Source organism: Tetragenococcus koreensis, assembly GCF_003795145.1.
Taxonomy (GTDB): Bacteria; Bacillota; Bacilli; order Lactobacillales; family Enterococcaceae; genus Tetragenococcus; species Tetragenococcus koreensis.
Genome location: NZ_CP027786.1, coordinates 2123327 through 2146500, shown reverse-complemented (window position 1 = coordinate 2146500; position 23174 = coordinate 2123327). Strand labels below are relative to the sequence as shown.

The 23174-nt window shown below is 38.4% G+C and carries 22 protein-coding genes and 1 riboswitch; of the genes, 21 read left to right on the top strand and 1 reads right to left on the bottom strand.

Annotated elements, in window-relative coordinates; translation table 11 throughout:
• Window positions 1-274: 274 nt before the first annotated feature.
• From C7K43_RS10280 to thiD, 12 genes are all read left to right on the top strand, one after another.
• Window positions 275-955 (top strand): metal ABC transporter ATP-binding protein, encoded by a 681-nt coding sequence (locus C7K43_RS10280; protein WP_124006764.1) that lies wholly within the window; start codon window positions 275-277, stop codon window positions 953-955.
• A complete protein-coding gene (locus C7K43_RS10275; protein ID WP_124006763.1) occupies window positions 928-1767 on the top strand; it encodes a metal ABC transporter permease in 840 nt (279 codons plus the stop codon). Before C7K43_RS10280 ends, C7K43_RS10275 begins: the two co-directional genes overlap by 28 nt.
• A gap of 155 nt (window positions 1768-1922) precedes the next feature.
• Window positions 1923-2741: a pur operon repressor gene (purR, locus tag C7K43_RS10270; protein WP_124006762.1), complete on the top strand. Its 819-nt coding sequence runs from the start codon at window positions 1923-1925 to the stop codon at window positions 2739-2741.
• A gap of 53 nt (window positions 2742-2794) precedes the next feature.
• Window positions 2795-3196, top strand: coding sequence for a nucleoside-diphosphate kinase (ndk, locus tag C7K43_RS10265; protein ID WP_124006761.1), 402 nt, complete (start codon window positions 2795-2797; stop codon window positions 3194-3196).
• A 99-nt stretch (window positions 3197-3295) separates the two neighbouring features.
• Entirely contained in the window at window positions 3296-4669 is a 1374-nt protein-coding gene (glmU, locus tag C7K43_RS10260) for a bifunctional UDP-N-acetylglucosamine diphosphorylase/glucosamine-1-phosphate N-acetyltransferase GlmU (protein ID WP_124006760.1), read from the top strand.
• A gap of 370 nt (window positions 4670-5039) precedes the next feature.
• The gene (locus C7K43_RS10255) at window positions 5040-6014 is read left to right on the top strand and encodes a ribose-phosphate diphosphokinase (protein WP_124006759.1); all 975 of its coding nucleotides are present in this window, start codon (window positions 5040-5042) and stop codon (window positions 6012-6014) included.
• Window positions 6015-6462: 448 nt separating this feature from the next.
• On the top strand, window positions 6463-7332 hold the full coding sequence (locus tag C7K43_RS10250) for a histidine phosphatase family protein (protein WP_124006758.1): 870 nt from the start codon (window positions 6463-6465) through the stop codon (window positions 7330-7332).
• A gap of 126 nt (window positions 7333-7458) precedes the next feature.
• A riboswitch (TPP riboswitch) is annotated at window positions 7459-7562 on the top strand.
• A gap of 56 nt (window positions 7563-7618) precedes the next feature.
• Window positions 7619-8200: an energy-coupled thiamine transporter ThiT gene (thiT, locus tag C7K43_RS10245; protein WP_124006757.1), complete on the top strand. Its 582-nt coding sequence runs from the start codon at window positions 7619-7621 to the stop codon at window positions 8198-8200.
• A gap of 19 nt (window positions 8201-8219) precedes the next feature.
• Window positions 8220-8723, top strand: a complete 504-nt coding sequence (gene thiW / locus C7K43_RS10240) for an energy coupling factor transporter S component ThiW (RefSeq protein WP_124006756.1) — start codon at window positions 8220-8222, stop codon at window positions 8721-8723.
• A 14-nt stretch (window positions 8724-8737) separates the two neighbouring features.
• Window positions 8738-9559 carry a hydroxyethylthiazole kinase gene (gene thiM, locus C7K43_RS10235; protein WP_124006755.1) on the top strand — a complete coding sequence of 274 codons (822 nt, stop codon included), beginning with the start codon at window positions 8738-8740 and terminating at the stop codon, window positions 9557-9559.
• Window positions 9556-10185 (top strand): thiamine phosphate synthase, encoded by a 630-nt coding sequence (thiE, locus tag C7K43_RS10230; RefSeq protein WP_124006754.1) that lies wholly within the window; start codon window positions 9556-9558, stop codon window positions 10183-10185. The genes thiM and thiE overlap by 4 nt, the downstream gene beginning before the upstream one ends.
• Window positions 10186-11010, top strand: a complete 825-nt coding sequence (thiD, locus tag C7K43_RS10225) for a bifunctional hydroxymethylpyrimidine kinase/phosphomethylpyrimidine kinase (RefSeq protein WP_124006753.1) — start codon at window positions 10186-10188, stop codon at window positions 11008-11010.
• Between the two features lie 39 nt (window positions 11011-11049).
• Here thiD and C7K43_RS10220 read toward each other — a convergent pair whose 3' ends face one another.
• Entirely contained in the window at window positions 11050-11838 is a 789-nt protein-coding gene (locus tag C7K43_RS10220) for a hypothetical protein (RefSeq protein ID WP_124006752.1), read from the bottom strand.
• Between the two features lie 199 nt (window positions 11839-12037).
• Between C7K43_RS10220 and C7K43_RS10215 the strand changes: the two genes are divergently transcribed.
• The 9 genes from C7K43_RS10215 (at window position 12038) to pknB (ending at window position 23034) form a co-directional block, all read left to right on the top strand.
• Window positions 12038-13687 (top strand): patatin-like phospholipase family protein, encoded by a 1650-nt coding sequence (locus C7K43_RS10215; RefSeq protein ID WP_124006751.1) that lies wholly within the window; start codon window positions 12038-12040, stop codon window positions 13685-13687.
• Between the two features lie 41 nt (window positions 13688-13728).
• Window positions 13729-13947 (top strand): YdbC family protein, encoded by a 219-nt coding sequence (locus C7K43_RS10210; RefSeq protein ID WP_124006750.1) that lies wholly within the window; start codon window positions 13729-13731, stop codon window positions 13945-13947.
• A 219-nt stretch (window positions 13948-14166) separates the two neighbouring features.
• Window positions 14167-14781 carry a guanylate kinase gene (gene gmk / locus C7K43_RS10205; protein WP_124006749.1) on the top strand — a complete coding sequence of 205 codons (615 nt, stop codon included), beginning with the start codon at window positions 14167-14169 and terminating at the stop codon, window positions 14779-14781.
• Between the two features lie 4 nt (window positions 14782-14785).
• Window positions 14786-15091 carry a DNA-directed RNA polymerase subunit omega gene (rpoZ, locus tag C7K43_RS10200; RefSeq protein WP_124006748.1) on the top strand — a complete coding sequence of 102 codons (306 nt, stop codon included), beginning with the start codon at window positions 14786-14788 and terminating at the stop codon, window positions 15089-15091.
• Window positions 15092-15375: 284 nt separating this feature from the next.
• On the top strand, window positions 15376-17781 hold the full coding sequence (gene priA / locus C7K43_RS10195) for a primosomal protein N' (RefSeq protein WP_124006747.1): 2406 nt from the start codon (window positions 15376-15378) through the stop codon (window positions 17779-17781).
• A gap of 12 nt (window positions 17782-17793) precedes the next feature.
• Window positions 17794-18747, top strand: coding sequence for a methionyl-tRNA formyltransferase (fmt, locus tag C7K43_RS10190; protein WP_124006746.1), 954 nt, complete (start codon window positions 17794-17796; stop codon window positions 18745-18747).
• Window positions 18737-20089, top strand: a complete 1353-nt coding sequence (rsmB, locus tag C7K43_RS10185; protein ID WP_124006745.1) for a 16S rRNA (cytosine(967)-C(5))-methyltransferase RsmB — start codon at window positions 18737-18739, stop codon at window positions 20087-20089. The genes fmt and rsmB overlap by 11 nt, the downstream gene beginning before the upstream one ends.
• Window positions 20090-20099: 10 nt before the next feature.
• Window positions 20100-20843, top strand: a complete 744-nt coding sequence (locus tag C7K43_RS10180) for a Stp1/IreP family PP2C-type Ser/Thr phosphatase (protein WP_124006744.1) — start codon at window positions 20100-20102, stop codon at window positions 20841-20843.
• Window positions 20836-23034 carry a Stk1 family PASTA domain-containing Ser/Thr kinase gene (gene pknB / locus C7K43_RS10175; protein ID WP_124006743.1) on the top strand — a complete coding sequence of 733 codons (2199 nt, stop codon included), beginning with the start codon at window positions 20836-20838 and terminating at the stop codon, window positions 23032-23034. The genes C7K43_RS10180 and pknB overlap by 8 nt, the downstream gene beginning before the upstream one ends.
• Window positions 23035-23174: the final 140 nt, after the last annotated feature.

Here is a 23174-nt window from a genome sequence, read left to right as displayed (position 1 = left end):
GAGCAACCTCTCTTTATGGTTCGGATATTTTATTATCAAAAGGGCTTATGTCATAGTTTTTTTATGTCGTTAAGGTTGATTAGATATTCCTATTTTTCTTGACGAAAGCTGAAAGATTTGATACATTAAGCTTTGTCAATAAATCGTAACGGATACGTTTTGTCGAAAATCAAAATACAGAAGTGTTGGGTATTCTTATAGGACTCAATTTTTAGAGTACATAGTTTTACCTAGGTACAGCAAGAAAGTCAGCAAGCAATAAGGAGGGAAACATGTGCGTTATATCGAAGTGAAAAATCTTACTTTTTACTATGATGAAGAACCTGTTTTGGAAGATATTAATTATCATGTGAGTGATGGCGAATTTGTTACTTTAACCGGCGAAAATGGCGCAGCCAAATCAACTTTGGTTAAAGCAACTTTAGGGTTATTAAAGCCTGAATCAGGTAGTATCTATATTTCGGATAAGAATAATGAAGGTGAAAAACTTAGTATTGGCTATATTCCACAATTAATTGCTTCGTTTAACGTAGGATTTCCTAGTACTGTTTATGAGTTAGTTAGTTCTGGCCGTTATCCTAAAGGCCGTTGGTTCAAACGGTTTACTGCATTAGACCGTGATCATGTACAAAAGGCACTAGAAGCTGTTGGTATGTGGGATATGCGACATAGACGGATTGGTGAATTATCGGGAGGACAAAAGCAACGGATTAGTTTAGCCCGGGTTTTTGCTACGGATCCTGATCTTTTTATTTTGGATGAACCGACCAATGGGATGGATGAGGAGTCTCGCGCGAACTTTTATCGATTATTGCGACATAGCGCCCATGAACACGATAAGGGCGTTCTTATGATCACTCATGACCATGAAGACATTAAAGAATATGCTGAACGTCAGATTCATTTAGTACGAAAGGAGGGGACTCAATGGCGCTGCTTTCATATGAGTTCATGAGAAGAGCTTTCTTAGCGGCTCTTTTTATTGCCGGAATTGCTCCCATGTTAGGCGTTTTTTTAGTGATTCGCCGACAATCGCTTATGGCTGATACCTTATCTCATGTATCATTAGCCGGAGTAGCTTTGGGCTTTTTTCTTAATTTGAACCCCACATTTACCACTATGATTGTGGTAGTCATTGCCGCTGTTTTATTAGAATACTTGCGGATGATCTACAGCGGATACTCAGAAATTTCGATTGCAATTTTAATGGCAGGCGGCCTGGCAGTCGCGCTTGTACTGATGAACATTACCGGGGGAAACTCTTCTGCTAGTATTCAATCCTATTTGTTTGGTTCTATTGTGACGATTACGCAGCCGCAAGTTATATTTTTAGGTATATTATTTGCTTTAACATTGCTATTGTTTCTTTTATTCAAGCGACCGATGTATGTTTTAACCTTTGACGAGGAAACTGCTCACGTTGATGGCTTACCAATTCATTGGATGTCTATGCTGTTTAATGTGTTGACTGGTGTAGCAATTGCTATTATGATTCCGATCGCAGGAGCGTTATTAATTTCGGCCATCATGGTTTTGCCGGCCGCTATTAGTATGCGTTTAGGAAAAAGTTTTAACGCAGTGATTTTGATCAGTATTTTAATTGGACTTATAGGAATGTCGAGCGGTTTGATCAGCTCGTTTTATATTGACACACCACCAGGAGCTACGATTACCTTAGTATTTATTGCGTTATTTCTAGTGGTGAATGTGTTCAAAAAGGTCTATATGCTATTTCAACGGAAGCAACGAACAAAAGCAGAAAATTAATGAGAAAATAACAGGAAACGAAGGTTTTCTGTTGTTTTTTTAATTGATTTATACAAATGACGAACAATTTTTAGAAAAACGCAAAAAATACTCGCGTAAATTTAGAAAAACCTTTATAATTAAAAAGACTAAACTAAAAAAAGGAGCTGAAGGGTGTGAAGGTTCGTCGCAGTGAACGATTGATTGACATGACGCATTATTTGTTGGAACATCCCCATGAATTAATTCCGCTAACGTTTTTTTCCAAACGTTATGAATCAGCAAAATCATCAATTAGCGAAGATTTAACGATCGCAAAAAAAACATTTAAAGATAGAGGAACAGGTATTTTAGAAACTATTCCAGGTGCTTCTGGGGGCGTGGTTTTTGTTCCAGTCATTGAAAAAAAAGAAGCCAAAGAATATATTGATGCGTTAGCTGAACGTTTATCTGAGCAGGATCGTTTGCTACCAGGTGGCTATGTTTATTTGACCGATTTATTAGGACAACCCCAGTTGCTGCGGCAAGTTGGGCGAATTATCGCTTCAAAGTATGTGAACGAAAAAGTGGATGCTGTGATGACAGTGGCGACCAAAGGCGTGCCAATTGCTCAAGCTGTATCCTATTATTTAAATGCTCCATTTGTAATTGTACGTAGAGATTCAAAAATTACCGAAGGATCAACAGTTAGTGTCAACTATGTTTCTGGGTCTTCAGAACGAATTGAAAAAATGGAGTTATCTAAGCGTAGTTTGGCACGAGGTTCACGTGTGTTAGTGGTTGACGACTTTATGAAAGGCGGCGGAACGATCAATGGAATGCAAGGCTTGATCGATGAATTTGATGCTAAACTGGTGGGCGTTAGTGTCTTTGCCGAAGCTAATTTTAAAGGAAAACGAGCGGTCACTGATTACGATTCGCTGCTGTATGTCAAAGATGTGGATACACAGACGAAAACAATCAAAGTAATTCCTGGTAATTACTTTGATGACTAAAAAGATGTAATGGTAAACCTGGTTATGAAATAAAATATTAGGAGCGTAATTTAATGGCGGAACAAACCTTAGTAATTATAAAACCTGACGGCTTATCTCGTCGCTTGGTTGGCCGTATCATCCAACGTTTTGAAGATAAACAGCTGCAAATTTCTTCGATTAAAAAAGAGACACTGACGCAAACGCAACTGCGTGAACATTATCATCAATTGGTAGAGCAGCCTTTTTTTCCTCGTCTTGTCTCGTACATGACAGAAGGTCCGGTGTTATTGTTGGTACTTAAAGGAGATAATGCCGTTTTACAGACTAGAAAAATTGTAGGGGCAACTGATCCTATGGAAGCAGAAATGGGCACATTACGAGGAGACCTGGGCATGGATAAGACAAGAAATCTGATTCATGCTTCGGATTCAGTAGATTCAGCTGCCGAAGAGATCACTCGCTTTTTCGGCTGATTAAAAATTGGTCTACCTATAATTTTGTCTCATTGGTTGAAAAGTCCAAACAAGTGGGCTACACTTAAACAAGCAAAAATTAAAAATGGAGTGAGACAGGTGGACGAACGTTACGCAATTATACTAGCTGCTGGTAAAGGGACGCGAATGAAATCAAAGCTATATAAAGTATTACATCCAGTTTGCGGTAAGCCAATGGTCGAACATATTATGAATCGTGTCGAAGAAGTTAAACCGCGTGAAGTTGTAACAATTGTTGGTCATGGCGCTGATGAAGTAAAAGCTCAACTTGGTGCACGGAGCGCATATGCATTGCAAGCTGAACAGTTAGGTACAGGGCATGCAGTTATGCAAGCTGCTGATTTTTTAAAAGAAAAAAAAGGAACAACCTTGGTAATTAGTGGCGATACGCCACTTTTAACTAGTGAGACTTTGGATCAATTATTTGAATATCACCAAGGTAAAAATGCTTCAGCAACGATTTTAACTGCCCAAGCTGACGATCCAAACGGCTACGGTCGAATTTTACGTGATCGCGTGGGAATTGTAGATAAAATTGTTGAACAAAAAGACGCCTCTCCTGAAGAAGCGCAAGTGAAAGAAATTAACACGGGAACCTATTGTTTTGATAACGAACTTTTGTTTGAAGCATTAGATAATATCACGACTGATAATGCCCAAGGAGAATATTATTTGACAGACATTATCGAAATTTTAAAAGATAACGGCCATATAGTTGCTGCTTATCAAACCAATGATTTTGAGGAATCTATTGGTGTTAATGATCGAGTCGCGCTAGCGCAAGCAAATGAAATCATGCGTAAACGAATTAATCGCAAACACATGCGTAACGGTGTGTCATTTATTGATCCAAATACTTCTTATATTGATGAGGAAGTAAAAATTGGTGCAGAAACCGTGATAGAACCCGGCGTTGCATTAAAGGGTAAAACAACGATTGGCGAAAATTGCATGATTACCCAGAACTCACAAATTACTGATAGCGTGATTGAAGATAATGTCGTCGTGAAAACTTCTACTGTTGAAGAAAGCATTGTTCGTTCAGGAGCAGATGTGGGCCCTTACGCTCATTTACGTCCTAAAGCTGAAGTTCATCAGCAAGCACATGTTGGTAACTTTGTTGAAATAAAAAATGCTGTGATTGGCGAAAAGACTAAAGTTGGTCATTTAACCTATGTGGGCGATGCTACATTAGGTAAAGAAATTAACGTTGGCTGTGGAACTGTCTTTGTCAATTATGATGGTAAAAATAAGCATCATACAACGGTCGGCGATCATAGTTTTATTGGCTCAGCAGTGAATCTGATTGGACCAGTAAATATCGCTAGTAATACTTGTCTAGCTGCAGGTTCAACAATTACAGACGATGTTTTTGAAAATGATATGGCGATTGCTCGTGCTCGACAAGTAAACAAAGAAGGCTATGCTAAAAGGTTACCCTTTTTACAATAATAATAAAAAGGGGCTGTGATATAAGCGAAAACAATTTAAAAATATCCGAACTATATTTATTGAAATTTGCTAATCGTTGTGGATTTGCGACGAGTAATCGCAGGAGCAGTGTTTTGTGCGACGAGTAATCGCAGGAGCAGTGTTTTGTGCGACGAGTAATCGCAGGAGCAATCTCTCTTATAGTTTGGATATTTTATTATCAAAAGGGCTTACGTCATAGCTCCTTTTTTTATTTATTTTTACTTTCCTCTGCAAGAATCTTCTGCTAATACCTTGTTTTAACCAGTTATAAACATTATAATAGCAACGTAAGCAAACTATTTAAGACGAATAAAGGGTTCGTTGGAATGTATAGAAAGTGGAGGTCCTCATGTCCAATCATTATTTTGATCCAAGATTAAAGATTTTTGCGCTAAATTCAAATAAGCCATTAGCGGAAAAAATTGCTGCAGCTGTGGGTGTAGAATTAGGAAAGTGTACGGTTAAACAATTTAGCGATGGTGAGATCCAAGTTAACATCGAAGAAAGTATTCGGGGAGCGCATGTATACATTATTCAATCGACCAGCAGTCCAGTCAACGATAATTTGATGGAACTCTTGATTATGATTGATGCCTTAAAACGTGCCAGTGCAAAAACGATCAATGTGGTGATGCCTTATTATGGTTACGCTCGGCAAGACCGTAAAGCTCGCGCGCGCGAACCAATTACTGCTAAACTAGTGGCTAATATGATCGAAAAAGCTGGTGCTGATCGTTTAGTTACATTAGATTTGCATGCTGCTCAGATTCAAGGATTTTTTGACATTCCAGTTGATCATTTGATGGGTGCACCATTAATTGCTAATTATTTCATTGATCGTGGCATTAAGGGCGATGACGTAGTTGTTGTATCACCCGATCATGGGGGTGTAACTCGTGCACGTAAATTAGCAGAATTCTTAAAAGCGCCTATTGCGATTATTGATAAACGTCGACCGCGTGCAAATGTGGCAGAAGTAATGAACATTATAGGTGATGTTGAAGGGAAAACCTGCGTGATTATTGATGATATGATTGATACAGCTGGTACGATTACCCTTGCAGCGAATGCGCTGAAAGAGGCTGGCGCTACTAGCGTTTACGCTTCTTGTACTCACCCTGTATTGTCTGGACCAGCATTACAACGTATTTCTGATTCTGCGATTGAACATTTAGTAGTAACAGATTCTATTAATTTACCAGAAGAACGTAAAATTGATAAACTTGATGAAATCAGTGTTTGCGATTTGATCGCTGAAGCAATCAAACGAATCCATGAAAATAAACCAGTGAGCCCATTGTTTGAATCAAAGGTTAATTTGTAAGAATAAAGAGGCAAAAAGGTACTGTGACATAAGTAAAACCAAGACAAAAATATCCGAACTATATTTGATGAGATTTAATTTGGCGAGTAATCGCAGGAGGAATCTCTCTTATGGTTCGGATATTTTATTATCCAAAAGACTTATGTCACAACATTTTGTATTGATTAATTACCTATTGGTTGGATGAACAATGTTTTTCTTTTTTCACTACTCGATCAGAATGGTTAGAAGTTTGTTCTTTTGTAAAGTTGGGTTGACAGTCGTTATTTATTATGATAGCCTTTTCAACGTACATTGTTAATAATGAAGCTGGAATGTTATCCGTAAGGAGCATAACCTACGATTATCCCTATTTGAGGGTTAATTGTGGGTTTTTTTATTTTTTTACAGGAAAGGAGGAAGGAAGTCTTCATTATTGGCAAATAAAAAAAGAATAGGGGAATAGAAAATGAAGAAGTTATTAATAAAGAGCAGTATTGCATTATCATTTGTCATGCTATTATCAGGTTGTCAGAATGGAGAAAGTACACAAGCAGAACAAACGCAAACTACAGAGACTACAGAGGCAAGTCAAGCCTCAGATGATAATGAATTGACATTGTATCTTGTCCGTCATGGGAAAACCATGTTAAATACCACTGATCGAGTGCAAGGGTGGTCAGATGCAGTATTAACGCCAGCAGGAGAAGAAGTGGTTACAGATGCCGGGATTGGGTTAAAAGATATTGAATTTCAAGGTGTCTATTCCAGTGATAGTGGTCGTGCAATTCAGACAGCGGATTTGATTTTAGCAGAAAATGAGCAATCAAAAGATCTTCAAGTACAAAAAGATAGCGGGCTACGAGAATTTAATTTTGGTACCTATGAAGGGGATCTAAATGACTCAATGTGGCAAGATGTTGCCGATAAGCAAGGGGTTTCTTTAGAGGAATTTCAAGCGAATATGGATCCAGAAGTTTTTGCTGATAGTGTAGCGGAATTAGATCAAGAACAGATGGCAGAAGAAGGTGTTGAAGAAGGGGTAAATTGGCCGGCAGAAGATTATGAAACGATCACTGATCGTTTGACGGAAAGTTTGGATCAGATTGTAACAGATGAAGCACAAGAAAGCGGATCTGGTAATGTTTTGGTTACCTCACATGGGCTTAGTATTACTGCGCTATTAGACACCTTATTTGACGATTTTAAAGCTCCTGAAGATGGTTTAGACAACGCAAGTGTCTGTATTGTTAAATATAAAGACGGCAATTATTCATTAGAATCAGTTAATGATACAAGTTATGCTGAAGAAGGGGAAAAAGCGACCCAAGAAAATTAATTTTACTGAATGAATTTAAAACGATTTATTTGAATAAGTGACGATGTTTTCAAGTCCTAAATAAGAGTTAACTGTGTTTTTTTGTAAAAATATGTTATGCTGTGTTTGTAAATAATTAAATAGAATCTGCTCGCAAAGGGGAGTCCATATGGACTGAGATTGAGTACACTCTCTAAACCCTTCGTACCTGTTTCGATCATTCGAACGTAGGAATTGTGACGAGTTGAAGTAAAATATACTTCTCCTTTGTGAATTGAAATGATTCTAAAAGGAGGAGTTTTTTGTTATGCGTTCAAATACGAAAATTTGGATAGAAGGAACGATCATTGCTGCATTAAGTATTATGCTTTCTTTTTTACCTACAGGTATGGGAACGACCTTTTCTATATCGTTAGGACAAATTACCTTAACTGTGTATGCGTTGCGTCGTGGAGTGAAACCTGCGATGCTTGCAGGGCTAATCTGGGGGTTTTTGCATTTTCCTTTAGGTCAAGTTATTTATTTAAGTGTTGCCCAAGTTTTGATTGAATATATTTTAGCTTACCCGTTTGCGGGGTTTGCTGGCTTTTTTGCAGCAAGATTACACAAATCGATTCAAGCGGAAAATCACGGACAAGCTCGCTTTGCTATTATTAGTGCCTGTCTAGTGGGCACGTTTGCTCGTTATTTCTGGCATTTTGTAGCGGGGTATATTTTTTGGGGACAGTACGCAATGTGGGGCTTGTCACCGGTGATTTATTCCTTGGTAATAAATGGCACAAATGCACTTCTGACCGCTTTAGCTGCAATTGTTATTTTGTTGATTTTTGAAAAAGTATTTCCAACTGTATTTATCCCAAAAGACCAAAAGTCTATGAGTATGCATTAATTTGAAAGGAATAATACGAATGGAACATAAGAAAGTAAGAAAGCTAACTTATTTGGCAATTATGATTGCTTTAGATGTGGTTTTATCGCCCATTTTTCGTATTGAAGGAATGGCGCCCATGTCTAGTGTTATCAATGTGTTAGCAGGTGCGCTGGTGGGACCACTGTATGCTACGGGGATGGCTTTTATCTGTGGGATTATCCGTATGATTCTTTTAGGAGCACCCCCACTTGCTTTGACAGGAGCGGTGTTTGGTGCTTTTCTAGCAGGTTTATTTTATCGGATGACCAGCAGTATTTATGGCTCGATAGCAGGAGAGGTTATCGGAACAGGAATCATTGGGTCGTTATTATCTTATCCTGTCATGATTCTCTTTACTGGAACAAGCAATCAATTATACTGGTTGCTTTATACTCCGCGTTTTTTAGGTGCTGCTGTGTTAGGTTCTGTTGCTGCTGGATTGATTTGGAAAAAAGCGCAACATTTATCTATTTTTCGCCAAATGAAAACGCTGTTTGATTAGAAAAGGATGATTAGATGAAACATTTTGCAGAAATGGCAAGAGAAGTATTTCCACTAAGGCAATCTCCGTTGGTTCATTGTATAACAAACAATGTCACTATAGAGACAATGGCAAATGCGTTGTTATATATCGATGCTCAACCAATTATGACTAATGACGTTAGGGAATTTCCCGCTCTTTTTAAGCAAACGGATAGTTTGCTGCTGAATCTTGGCAGCCTATCGAAGGAAAGAGAAAATACACTTTTGACAGCTGCAAAAATGGCAAAAGAAGAAAAATCATTTGTGGTTGATATTGTGGGCGCGACAAGTGCACCCATAGCGCAACAATTAGCGCAACAACTGGCTAGGCAAAAACCTAATGTTTTAAAAGGGAATATTTCAGAAATGCGTGCGTTTTGTGGTCTTAAAACAACAGGCAAGGGCGTCGATAGTAGCTCGTCTGATCAATCAGAAGATGAGTTAGAAGAGTTGATTGGGGCTTTAAAACAGCAAGATCCGGCTGTTACTTATCTTGCAACCGGGAAAAAAGATGTGATTGTTTCAAAAAAAGGTACCTGGGTTATGGAAAACGGTGTAGAGGAACTGCAACGTTTTATCGGAAGCGGGGATCTTTTAGGCGCACTGATTGCAGCTTTACTGGGAGAACAAATTGATAACTTATCAGCTGTCATTTTTGCTCTTAGCTATTTGAATATTTGTGGTGAATATACTAGTGAGAATCTAGGGCCAGTATACGGTTTGGCAGACTTTCGTCATGAAACGTTAAACCAATTATCCCTTTTAAAAACGTTAAATCAAAACTGGTTCAACCAAACGAAAGGAAGAAAGCAATGAAAGCAGACCTGAATTTATATTTAGTCACTGCTCGTTATGAAGAGACAGAAGAAGTATTTTTACAAAAAATTGAAGAAGCCTGTGAAAATGGTATGACATTGGTACAATTACGAGAAAAAGAGCTCACAACGTGTGCTTATTATGAGTTAGCAAAAAAAGTGAAACAAGTGACGGACCGTTACCAAATTCCATTGATTATTGATGACCGGGCAGATATTTGTTTAGCAGTTGACGCTGCTGGGGTGCATATTGGTGATGATGAATTACCAACAGCTGTGACTAGAAAAATTATCGGAGATAAAATCCTAGGCGTTTCTGTCAAAAGTGTAGCTCAGGCGAAAAAGGTAGAAGCAGCAGGAGCAGATTATTTAGGGGTAGGGGCGATATTTCCAACGACCACTAAAGTAACAACCAAGGCTACTTCGTTAGAAACACTGCAACAAATTACTCAGCAAGTATCGATTCCTGTGGTTGCTATCGGTGGTATAACAGAAGAGCGAATCGCAGAATTTGAACATACAGGAATCCAGGGGATCGCTGTGGTAAGCGAAATCATGCAAGCTAAGAATATTGGCCAAAAAGTTCGTCAAATGAAAGATAAATTTGCTCAATTGGAGGGAGATTAGATGCAAACACCGCAAGTTGTAACAATTGCAGGATCAGATTCGGGCGGAGGCGCAGGTATTCAAGCAGATTTAAAAACATTTCAAGCTAGAAAAGTCTTTGGCATGAGTATTCTGGTCGCACTGACAGCTCAAAATACTCAAGGGGTGCAAGAAAGTTTGCCGATCCCTTGCTCTTTTATTAATGCTCAATTTGCTTCTTTAGCAGATGATTTTCAGATTCAAGCAGCTAAAACAGGCATGTTGTTTGACCAAGATCATGTACAAGCAGTTGCTGACAATTATCGAAATTTTTCATTTGGGCCGTTAATTGTAGATCCTGTTATGGTTGCTAAAGGAGGACATCCTTTACTACAAAAAGAAGCCATTCAAACAATTAAAACAGAACTTGTGCCACAAGCCTATGCTATTACTCCAAATTTACCGGAAGCTGAAGTTCTAACGGGAAGTAAGATAAGAAATAAAGAAGAGATTAGCAAAGCAGCCGCTACTTTACAAAAGATGGGCGCAAGAAACGTTATCATTAAAGGCGGCCATTCAGATGGTAAAGAAGCGACAGATTTTGTATTAATGGAAGATAAATCATCTTTTCAACTGAGTGCGCCGCGTATTCAAACAAAAAATACCCATGGCACGGGAGATACGTTTTCTTCTTGTATAACAGCAGAACTAGCTAAAAATAGCACCTTTAAAGAAGCAGTCATCATAGCTAAAAAATTTATCCAAGGTGCTATAGAAGAGGGCATTTCAGTTGGTTCTGGGCATGGTCCGACCAATCATTGGGCGAAATTGAGTGAAGAAATAACGGTAAAAGAGATTGTAGAATAATAAAAAAGGCGTGTCATTTATGATCCGCCTTTTTTCTATTTAATGTGTTGTATTTGGTAAGGTCCACAAGTCCAAATCTTCTTTATTGATATCCAAGTCCCACATGTTTTTAGAAGTATAATAAGTTAAGTATCCAATAAGTGCATCATTTTTAAAAGTTGGGTTCCCCATGCGAATATGAGTATCTTCAACTAAAAATAGAGGGATCTGATATTTTTTATTTTGAATCTCTGTTTGTTTGAAAGAAAAGACCAACCCTTCTTTCATAATATCACTCAGCGTTTTGACAATTTGAAGTGGTAAGGGTTCAATAGCTTTGTTTTTTTGGAAAAGAGAACGTCTTGAATTTAAGACTTCTGATACCAGGTGGGTGAGTTTCTTTGATAAAACTTGATAAAATTCGTCTAGATAACGATAGTAAACGCGTGAAAGTTCCTCCTGTAGATCAAAATAAGCAAAGTTATTTTGTAATTTATAAAAAAAAGGTGAATGAAGATGAGACTTCATATGACCAAAATACAACAACTCGGAAATTTCTGTAGGAGTTAACTCTTTTAACATCATGATATCAGTAAAATCAATCCATTTATTGGTGCCGGTGACTCTTTTTTTATCCGCTGTTTGAAAATAGTTTTTGACGGCTTCGCTGCCACGGATGGTTTTCATGGCGGTGTGCGCTTCATATTCACCGAGTTCACTAGAAGGGTCTAATAACAATAGGTTTTGCGGGTGATGAACGATTCCTTGATGAAAATCAGTGGCAGAAAAACCTTGGGTCAAAACGGCATTGCTGATGTTGTCAATATGTACATAGATAAAATCAACCATTACAAATGTCCCTCCTTTTCCCAACTCCGTCTACTTATATTTTACAATAAATTTTAGAAAAATGCTTGTTTCGTTTCGTTTAAATGTTTATTACACAAAGTAATATAGATACTTACCTAATGCGCTTTCAAATATTTAATGGAAAGCTTATAATAATAACTAAGTGATAACTTCAGTTTCTTTTTAGGGGGTTAACCTGGTGAAATTTAAAAAATTGTATGTTTCCATGCTTAATAAAAAACCCGCTCTTTTGCATAATACAAAGTTGATTTTTCCTTTTTATGCCACTCATTCTGCTGCTAAAAAGGACATGGCTCAAGCTGTTTACGAAGAACATTGTTGGTACACGGTTGTACAAAAACAGCTTATTTTTTTCAACGTAAAGTTAGAGGATAGACAAATAAAGGTCACAAATATTTTGTGTGGACCACTTGAACACACTTCTTGGAATACGATCTTACAAGCTATCGATGTATTTGCTCGTAGTCGATTTGTTCAGACAGTGACGCTTTCTTTTTCAGCTAAAGAAACCATACTGACTGAGCTAATCTCTCAAGGTTACCAACAAGACCAAGAAGGATTAACAAAAAAGTTATATTATCATACAGCACTAGTTTTAAGTGGTGGCGGTGCGCGGGGTGCGTATCAGATTGGTGCTTGGCGGGCATTAAAAGAATTAGGCATCACTTTTGAATTGATTGCAGCTACTTCTGTGGGTGCGCTAAACGCGGCCCTTATGATGATGAATGATGAAAAGAAAGCCCAACAGCTTTGGTATCAAATCAGTACGGAACAAATTCTAGCATTTCCTAAAGCTGCTGCTGATAACCATTCCTTCCATCAGTTAGTTCGCCAACTCCGTTCGCTTAGCATATCAGCACTTAAAGAACAAGGGATCAGCGCTCGGCCACTGCAAGAATTGCTACGTCATACATTGGATGCGAAGAAATGGGCAGAGTTTCCCGCACAATTATTTATATGCACGACACGTTTGCGGGGCTTAAAGGAAAAGGTCGTTGCTGTTGGACCAGTTAAGCAGTCGTGGGAATGGTTAGTAGCTTCGGCAGCTTTTTTTCCAGCGATGCAGCCGATACAGATCAAAGGAGAGGATTATATTGACGGAGGTTACCGCAATGATTTCCCAATGGATGTAGCACTTTCACATGGAGCAACAGAATGCATCTGTATGGATGCAAAGGGCCCAGGTATTCGTAAGAAAACCACTGTACCAGAAGATGTTGCCAACCTCACTCTTCGTTCCCCCTGGTCGTTGGGGAGTTTTTTGATTTTTGATAGTAAACGGTCTACAATAAATGAACAATTAGGGTATTTAGAAACGATGAAATATTTTCATCACTACACCGGTTTTTGGTATACTTTTACCAACGAAACGAATTGGCAAACAGATTGGCAATTGTTTATCTCAAAATTGCCAGACCATGAATATGCTTGGCTGCAAGAGAGGAGTTTTTGGCATAAATTTTATAAACTTTATGCTAAAAAAGTTCCTTTAGAACAAGTTGGGATGGCATTTGTTGAACTAATGGGACGCTTTTTGTCGCTTCTACCTGACAAAGTCTATACAAAAGACCAGTTTGTGACTGCACTTACTACTGCAAGAGAAAAAACCTACCCACCAGTAGAAGCAGCGCTTTCTTTTACCGAATGGGTCGAAGTTTATCATAAAGAATATTTCTTGCTTTCCAAAAAGAATCAATTTGTAACTATTAACGAACTTTTAGAAAAGGAAACGGAAATTCCTAGTTGGTTTGTTGAAAAATCTGCGGTTTTATTTATTACAGTAAAATTTTTTCGATTTTTACAAAAGAAAGAACCAAAAAATGCGTAATTAATAATGAACGTTGAATAAAAAGAAAAGAGGGAAAGCAAATGGCAAAAGATTTTTCGTATGAAATCCTAGAAGAAGTTGCGGTTTTATCAGAAAATGCGAAAGGCTGGCGCAAGGAATTGAATATTGTTAGTTGGAATGGCCGGCCGCCTAAGTTTGATTTACGTGACTGGAGTCCTGAACATGAAAAGATGGGCAAAGGAATCACATTAAGTAATGAAGAATTTGAGGCGTTAAAACAAGCAGTAGCAGCGATGTAAAGCATAATTTTATTTTTGAAGTAAGCTTATTAGTTATCCTTTAATAAAAATAAACAAAAAATTTCTGTGATATTTCCGAACAAACAACGTTTCAATTAAAAAAAGATGTTAAACTAGTTTTTTACCGTACAACCCGTTATAATAAAGTTATTCTTGAAAGTTGCTGAAAAAAAGTGCAAAATAGACGTTAAGCAAGACCAATAGGGAAAGGACGTCATTATGACAGAGCGGGGATTATTGATTGTTTTATCTGGTCCTTCCGGAGTCGGAAAAGGAACAGTTCGCAAAGCAATATTTGATAGTGAAGATAATGACTTTCAATATTCGATTTCTATGACCACCCGCAACCAGCGGATCGGAGAAATTGAGGGAGAAGACTATTACTTTCGCACAAAAAAAGAATTCGAGCAGATGATTAAAAAAGGACAGATGCTGGAATACGCTGAATATGTAGGTAATTACTATGGTACACCTTTACCTTACGTACAAAAAACGTTGGATAAAGGCAAGGATGTTTTTTTAGAAATTGAAGTTCAGGGAGCTTTGCAGGTGAAAGAAAAAGTGCCAGATGGGGTGTTTATCTTTTTAACGCCACCTGATTTGGCCGAGTTACGTTTGAGAATCACCGGCCGTGGTACTGATTCAGAGGATACCATCGATGAGCGTATGAAAGTTGCAAGAGAAGAGATTGAAATGATGGCTTCTTATGATTATGCAGTCGTCAATGATGAAGTGCCCAAGGCAGTAGAAAGAATTAAAAGTATTATTTCAAGTGAACATTTTCGAGTCGAACGTGTCATTGGAAAATATAGAAAAATGTTAGAGGAGTTGTAATATTATGATGTTAAAACCTTCAATCGATTCATTACTCGAATCGGTTAATTCCAAGTATTCATTGGTACTATTGGCTAGTAAACGCGCTCATGAATTAGATGAGGGTGCAAATCCAACTTTAGATCAGTTTGATTCAGTTAAAAATGTTGGGAAAGCCTTAGAAGAAATTGATGCACAAACGGTCGTCAATGATCCAAATCCTGAATTAAAACGTGCTAGATTACAAATGCAAGAAGAAGAAAAACAAGCACAAAAAGAACAGGAACAAAAGGACTTAGAAGATCGTATCCGCGAAGATAATAGATCTTAATCTATTAAAGGCTGTGATATAAGTCTTTTTAAGAATAAAATATCCGAACTATAGAGAGATTACTCCTGCATTTTAGCAGGTCCTTGTCGTAATTTAAGACAAGGAGCGAATCTCGTCAAATATAGTTCGGGTATTTTTGTTTTGTCTTTACCGATATTACTGTCCTATTCTTTTAAAAATAACAGTTAAATAACCGAAAAGAGGCCGTCAAATCTTAATTTTATTAGACAATAGAGACAAACACGTGGTTTTTTAGTAAAATAGATCAGAAAGGAGAAATCGACATGACATTATTTGCTGAAGTTATTGTAGATGTGCCAACAATGCAGACGGATCAGCCGTTTACCTATATTGTGCCAGAAGAACTATCTGATGTCATTGAAGTAGGGATGCGGGTAGAAGTTCCTTTTGGCGAAGGAAATCGTCATATCCAAGGCTTTGTGACAGTATTGAAGCAAACAAGTACATATCCAGAAAAACTTAAACCAATTATCCGCATGTTAGATTTGTCTCCTGTTTTGAACCAAGAACTGTTAGCTTTAGCAGATTATATGAAAGAGACAACCTATGCTTTTAAGATCACTTGTCTTCAAACGATGTTGCCAAGCGTAATGAAAGCTGAATATGAAAAAAAAATAGTATTAAAAGATCCTTCACATCCGATTAAACAACAATATTTCTCGCAAAGCGATGAAATTGATTGGCAAGAAGCAGAAAAGTTGGGCATACTAAAGCAACTAAAGAAGCTAAGACAAGAAAATATTGTGGAGCTTCGTTATGTGGTTAAAAAGAAAAATAAGGTAAAAAAAATTCGCTATGTTAATAGCCGATTGACTCAAAATAATGGAGCAGATATTGATCAACAAATAAACCAACGAGCATTGCGTCAAAAACAACTAGTGGAATTATTAAAAGTGAATGCTCATCAGCCGGCAGCTTTTTACACTAAACAAGGGATAACTTCAACTGTATTGAAACAAGGAGAAAAGAAGGGGTGGTTATCTTTTGAAGAGGTAGAGGCCTACCGTGACCCTTATCAAGGAAGAACCTTTAAAAAGACAGCAGCACTAGCGTTAAATCAAGAGCAGCAACAGGCTGTAACAGCGGTTCTTGCAGCTGAAGAAAAGGCTAATGATGATGTATTTTTGTTAGAAGGAATCACGGGAAGCGGAAAAACAGAAGTATATCTGCAGACGATTTCAACTGTTTTGGATAAAGGCAAAACGGCGATTATGTTGGTGCCAGAAATTGCATTGACACCTCAGATGGTAGAACGTTTTAAAAGCCGCTTAGGTGAAGCAGTAGCTGTATTACACAGTGGACTAAGCCAAGGGGAACGCTATGATGAGTGGCGCAAGATTGAACGCGGCGAAGCTCAAGTAGTTGTGGGCGCTCGCTCAGCTATCTTTGCTCCACTGGAGAATATTGGTGTTATTATTGTTGACGAAGAACACGAATCTTCTTATAAACAAGATGAAGCGCCACGTTACCATGCCAGAGACTTAGCAATTTGGCGTGGAAACTACCATCATTGTCCGGTAGTACTAGGAAGTGCGACGCCTTCCTTGGAATCGCGCGCCCGTGCTCAGAAAAATGTTTATCAATTACTTTTATTGCGCAAAAGGGCAGATCCAGCTGCAAATTTACCTAGTATAGAAGTTGTTGATTTAAAAGAAGAGTATGAAAGAAAAAATACGAGTAATTTCTCGCAAGATTTACAAAATAAAATTGCTGATCGTTTGGAAAAAAAAGAGCAATCTGTCTTAATGTTAAACCGTAGAGGTTATTCTTCCTTTGTTATGTGTCGCGACTGTGGATATGTACTACCTTGTCCTAATTGCGATATTTCATTGACTTTGCATATGGATACTAAGACGATGCGCTGCCATTATTGTGGGCATGAAGAGCGGATTCCGCAGCATTGTCCAGAATGTGGGAGTAATAAAATTCGTTACTATGGTACCGGAACGCAAAAAGTACAAGAAGAATTGCAAGAATTATTTCCAACAGCTCGTATCTTGCGAATGGACGTTGATACAACACGACGAAAGGGTGCACATGAACAAATTTTACAAAAGTTTGGCGCTCAAGAAGCAGATATTTTACTAGGGACTCAAATGATTGCTAAAGGATTAGATTATCCCAATATTACTTTGGTTGGTGTATTGAATGCAGATACGGCCTTGAATCTGCCTGATTTTCGTGCAAGTGAGCATACATTTCAGTTGTTGACACAAGTCGCAGGTCGTGCTGGACGAGCTAAAAAAGCGGGAGAAGTGCTTATTCAGACTTTTAATCCTGAACATCACGCGATTGTTTTAGCACAAAAACAAGATTATGAAACTTTTTACGAACAAGAAATGTTTTTGCGGCATCAAAGCAGTTATTCACCTTATTATTTTACCGTGAAAATCACCTGTAGCCACCAAGAAGAACAAGTAGCTGCTAAAAAAATGTTTCAAATTGGCCAAGTGGTCAAAACGGGCTTAAGCCCTGAAAGTATTCTTTTAGGTCCTACTCCGGCTTCGATTGCGCGGGTGAAGAACCGTTATCAATATCAGATGGTTATAAAATATAAAAAAGAACCCGCACTTTCTCAAATGCTGAAACAAATACTCAATGAATCACAAAAAGATCAACGAAAAGGTTTATATGTAGCAATTGACAATGAACCAGTAAACTTTATTTAAAGGAGAATAAAAATGACGAAAATTGTATTTATGGGAACCCCAGAATTTTCTGTACCTATTTTAGAAGGATTAGTAACTGCTGGTTATGAAGTAGCTGCGGTCGTTACTCAACCTGACCGTCCTGTGGGTCGTAAGAAGAACATCATTGCTTCTCCTGTTAAAAATAAGGCTTTAGAACTGGGTATTTCAGTTTTACAACCTGAAAAAATCAGTGGTTCAAAAGAAATGGAAGAAATTGCAACTTTGCAGCCTGATGTAATTATTACAGCAGCGTTTGGTCAATTTTTACCCGAAAAATTATTGCAAATTCCAGCCCATGGTGCGCTTAATGTTCATGCTTCATTGTTGCCCAAATATCGCGGCGGTGCACCGGTCCATTATGCGATTATAAATGGTGAAGAGGAAACTGGCGTTTCAATTATGGATATGGTTAAAAAAATGGACGCAGGCGGCATTTATGCGCAAAAAGCAATACCAATTAAGAGTGATGATGATGTAGGAGCGATGTTTACTAAATTAAGTTTTGTAGGACGTGACCTGCTGCTTAAAACATTACCACAAATTCTTGCTGGGTCATTACGTTCAGTTGCCCAAGATGAAGAACAGGTTAGTTTTGCACCTAATATCAAACGAGAACAAGAAGCAATTAATTGGGAACAAACGGCTCAGGAGATTGATCAAAAAGTAAGAGGAATGCGTCCATGGCCCATTGCCTATACGACCTATCAAGGCAGTCGTTGGAAAATTTGGGATGTTTCTCCTTTAGAAGAAACATCAAGGGAGCAACCAGGAACGATTATTCGTCGTACTAAGAGCCAATTATGGATTGCATGCGCTCAGCAAACTGTCCTAGCCATTGAGGAACTGCAACCGGCCGGGAAAGCTAAGCAAAAAATATCGGAATTTTTAAATGGCACAGGACAAAAAGTAATGGTGGGCGAACAGGTGGGTCAAAATGAAATATGATGCTAAGAAAACGGTTCGTTATGCTGCACTGCAAGCGTTAGAAAGAATCCAAAAGGGTGGCGCCTATTCTAATCTTCTTTTAAAAGAAGAAATTGAAAAAGGGCAACTTAGCGATCAAGATAGTCGATTATTGACCGAGCTGGTATATGGAACGGTTAGTCGGCAGTTATTACTTGAATTTTATTTACAGCCCTTTATTGCTAAAGCCAAAAAAGTAGACGCTTGGGTAAAGTTACTGTTAGAACTATCATTATACCAACTTTATTATCTTGACCGCGTCCCGGACCATGCGGTTTTAAATGAAGCAGTCGAAATTGCCAAAGTTCGAGGGAATGCAGGGATTGGTAAATTCGTTAATGGTATTTTGCGTAACGTTAAACGTCAAGGGCTGCCAGATCCTTCTCAAATAAGTGATCCAATAAATCGGCTAGCTACTCAAATTAGTATGCCAAAATGGCTAACCGAAAGACTGACAGAAGAAATTGGATTCGAACAAACAAAACAATTAGGCCTTTCTTTATTTTCACCCAGTCATGTGAGTCTGCGAGTGGATACACGTAAAATCTCACGAGAAGAGGCATTAGACAGTTTAGCAGCAGAAGGAATCGATGCTACGGAAAGTACAGTTTCTGAATATGGTATTATAGCAGAAAAGGGGTTTGTTGGTAAAAGTCGGTTATTTAAAGAAGGGCTATTGACGGTTCAAGATGAAACCTCTATGCTGGTGGCACCCGCATTACAAATTGAAAAGCAGCAGCAAGTGTTAGATGCCTGCTCTGCTCCAGGTGGGAAGACTACTCATATTGCTTCTTTTTTAGATGCGCAAGAAAATGGTCGTGTGACCGCGCTCGATATTCATGAACATAAAATCCAATTGATTAAAGAAAATGCTGCTCGGATGCAAGTTGAAGATGTGGTAAATACTAGGCAATTGGATGCCAGAAAAGTAAGCAATACTTTTGCTGCAACATCTTTTGATCGGATTTTAGTTGATGCACCTTGTTCAGGTTTAGGTTTGATGCGTCGTAAACCTGATATAAAATATGTGAAAAAACCCGATGATTTACCTAAATTAGCCCAAATTCAATTAGAGATTCTGGAAAGTGTTGCACCAACATTAAAACCTTCTGGAATTCTAGTTTATAGCACATGTACGATTTTAACTGAAGAAAATCAACAAGTGATCGACCAATTTTTGCAAAAACATGCTGAATTTGAACGAATGGAAGTTCCACTAAACAAACAATTGAAACCTAGCTTACACGATAAGATGGTAACAATATACCCGCATCAGTATTATACTGACGGCTTTTTTATCAGTTGTTTACGGAAAAAACGATGAGGTGAAAGCAATGAAAATCAGTTTTCAAAGCAATGTAGGAAAAATACGAAGTGCCAATCAAGATTACGTTGGTGTATTCAAAAATAAAAAAGATTATACGCTTGCAATGTTGGCTGACGGAATGGGCGGTCACCAAGCTGGAGATGTTGCTAGTAAAACAGCGGTCAATGAAATTGGCGACCAGTGGAAAAAAACCAAAATTTCTGATAGTGAAAAAGCTGCTAAATGGTTAATCAAAACAATTCAAGAAGAAAATACGGCAATTTACCAAAAGGGCCAAGCCACTCCTGAATTTGCTGGAATGGGAACGACTATTGAAGCGGCAGCAGTTTTTGAAAAAGATTTTACAATTGCACATGTAGGCGATAGCCGTATTTATACATTAATGGGTCAACGGTTAATGCAACTAACAGAAGATCACTCATTGGTGAATGAATTAGTAAAAACGGGCGAAATTTCAAAAGAAATGGCTGCGAACCATCCGCAAAAAAATATCGTTACACGGAGTGTCGGTATGCCTGGATCAATTGAAGTAGATATTTCTACTCATTTGATTGATAGTAAAAAATGTATACTTTTGTGCTCAGATGGTTTGACCAACATGGTTTCTGAAGATGAGATTGCCCAATTTATTTTGTCTAGTTCGACTACTGATGAAGCGGTCGAAAAAATGATTGATACAGCAAACGATCATGGCGGTGTCGATAATATTACTGTACTTATGATCGATTTTGGAGGTGCTGCTGATGCTTGATATTGGCAAAAAATTGAGTGGCCGATATTTAATCAAAGGCAATGTTGGCATGGGCGGAATGGCCAATGTCTTTTTAGCTGACGATTTGATTTTAGATCGGGAAGTAGCAATTAAAGTTTTACGTTATGACTTCCAAAACGATCAAGACGCGATTCGCCGCTTTCAAAGAGAAGCACTAGCAGCTACAGAATTAGTTCATCCTAATATTGTTTCTGTTTATGATGTAGGTGAAGAAGATGGAATGCAATATTTAGTCATGGAATATGTGAAAGGAATGGACTTAAAACGCTATATCCAGATCCATTATCCCATGGATTATTCAGTCATTATCAATATTATGCAACAGATTCTTTCTGCCGTTGCTTTGGCACATGAGCACCGAATTATTCATCGGGATTTAAAGCCACAAAATATCTTACTCAATGAAGAAGGCGTGGTAAAAATCACCGATTTTGGGATCGCAATTGCTTTGTCGGAAACTTCAATTACACAAACAAATAGTATGTTAGGCTCGGTTCACTATCTTTCTCCAGAGCAAGCTAGAGGAGGCATGGCAACGAGCCAGTCTGACATTTATGCCATTGGAATTATTCTATATGAAATGTTGACTGGCAGTGTGCCCTTTGATGGCGAATCTGCGGTAACAATTGCTTTAAAACACTTTCAAGATGAGATTCCGGCGCTGCGTTCTCGTGATGAAAACATACCACAGCCGTTAGAAAATGCTGTATTAAAAGCAACGGCTAAGGAGCCCACAGATCGTTATAAAAGTGCAGAAGAAATGAGTAAAGACTTAGAGACTGTTTTGTCACCTGAGCGAAGAAATGAGGCGCCTTGGCATCCACAAGCAATGACAAACGAAACAAAAGCGCTGACGCCTATCACAGATACTGTGTCTTCTAAAAAAGAAGAGGACGCGGCTGAAGCAAAAGAAGAAAAAAAGCCCAAAAAACCAAAGAAAAAATGGTTACTTTTTTTAGCAATTTTAGTCGTATTACTAGCTATGATCGGCTTAGGCACGTATCTTTCCTCTGCTGGTTCGAGAGGGGAAGTAGCTATTCCGGAAGTCGCTGGGTTAACAGAATCTGCGGCTAGAGAAAAGTTACGTGAAAGTGGGTTACAGGCAGCCGATCAGACAAGGGAATATCCTAGTGATGACCAAGACGAAGGACGTATTGTCAAGACGAATCCAGAAGAAGGCGCTGAGGTCAGACGAACTCACGAAGTTATTTTGTATATCAGCTCTGGTAGTCCAGAAGTAGAAATGGATGATTATACAGAACAAACGTATGATGATGCCTTAGACAAATTAAAAGAATTAGAATTCAAAGAGAGTAATATTTCCTCAGAAGAAGAATTTGATGATTCGGTACCAGCCGGGCAAATCATTAGCCAAAGCCCAGATGCAGGTGAAGAAGTAGTACCTGAAGAAACTGAAGTATCGTTTGTGGTAAGTCAAGGGCCTGCGCCGGTATCTATGGTTAACTTTGTGGGTAGTACAGAAGATGCTGCTAAGAATAGTTTGCGAGGGATGGGATTAGGAGATAATTCTGTCGAGGTCCAGCAAAGCTATAGTGATCAAACGAGTGGGACGATTATCGGTCAAACACCTAGCGAAGGCGAAGAAGTTATTCCAGGTGAAACCACCATCGTCTTTTCTGTGAGCGCGGGGACTGAACAAGTAGATGTGCCTGATGTAGAAGGGGATTCTGAGGCAGAAGCAGAAAAAAGCTTGAAAGACGCCGGCTTTGAAGTGGAAAAAGAAGAAGAATTTGACGATTCAGTTGAAGAAGGAGATGTCATTAGCACTGATCCATCTGCTGGTTCAACCGAAGATAAAGGAAGTACGGTAAGCATGGTTGTTTCAAAAGGTGAAGAAGAAGAGGAAGAGCCAGAAACCAAGAGTTTTACGGTAGATGTAGAAGCTTCTTTTAAAGGTGATGGAGACGACGAGGACAATGAAGACGAAGATGATTCGGCAAGTCAGACAATCACCGTTTGGCTTACAGATATGGATCATGATGACGAACAGTATGAACAGATCGTTTTAGATTCAGAAGATGATAGTGAAACAATCGAAGTTCCTATTACAGTAGAAGAAGGAGAAGAAGCAACAATTACCGTTCAACGTGATGACGAAGATAAGGTCAGTCAAGATATAGATAAAGCTGATACTGTACAAGTCCCTTAATTCTAATAAAAGACGAGCGATAGCAAAATAACATCGGTCGTCTTTTATTTTTTTGCTAAGTCTTTGATTATAACAAGTCCTTCTTCTTTCCAAGAGCTAAAAAATCCGTTATAATAAAGGTCAATAATAGTCAAAGGAGG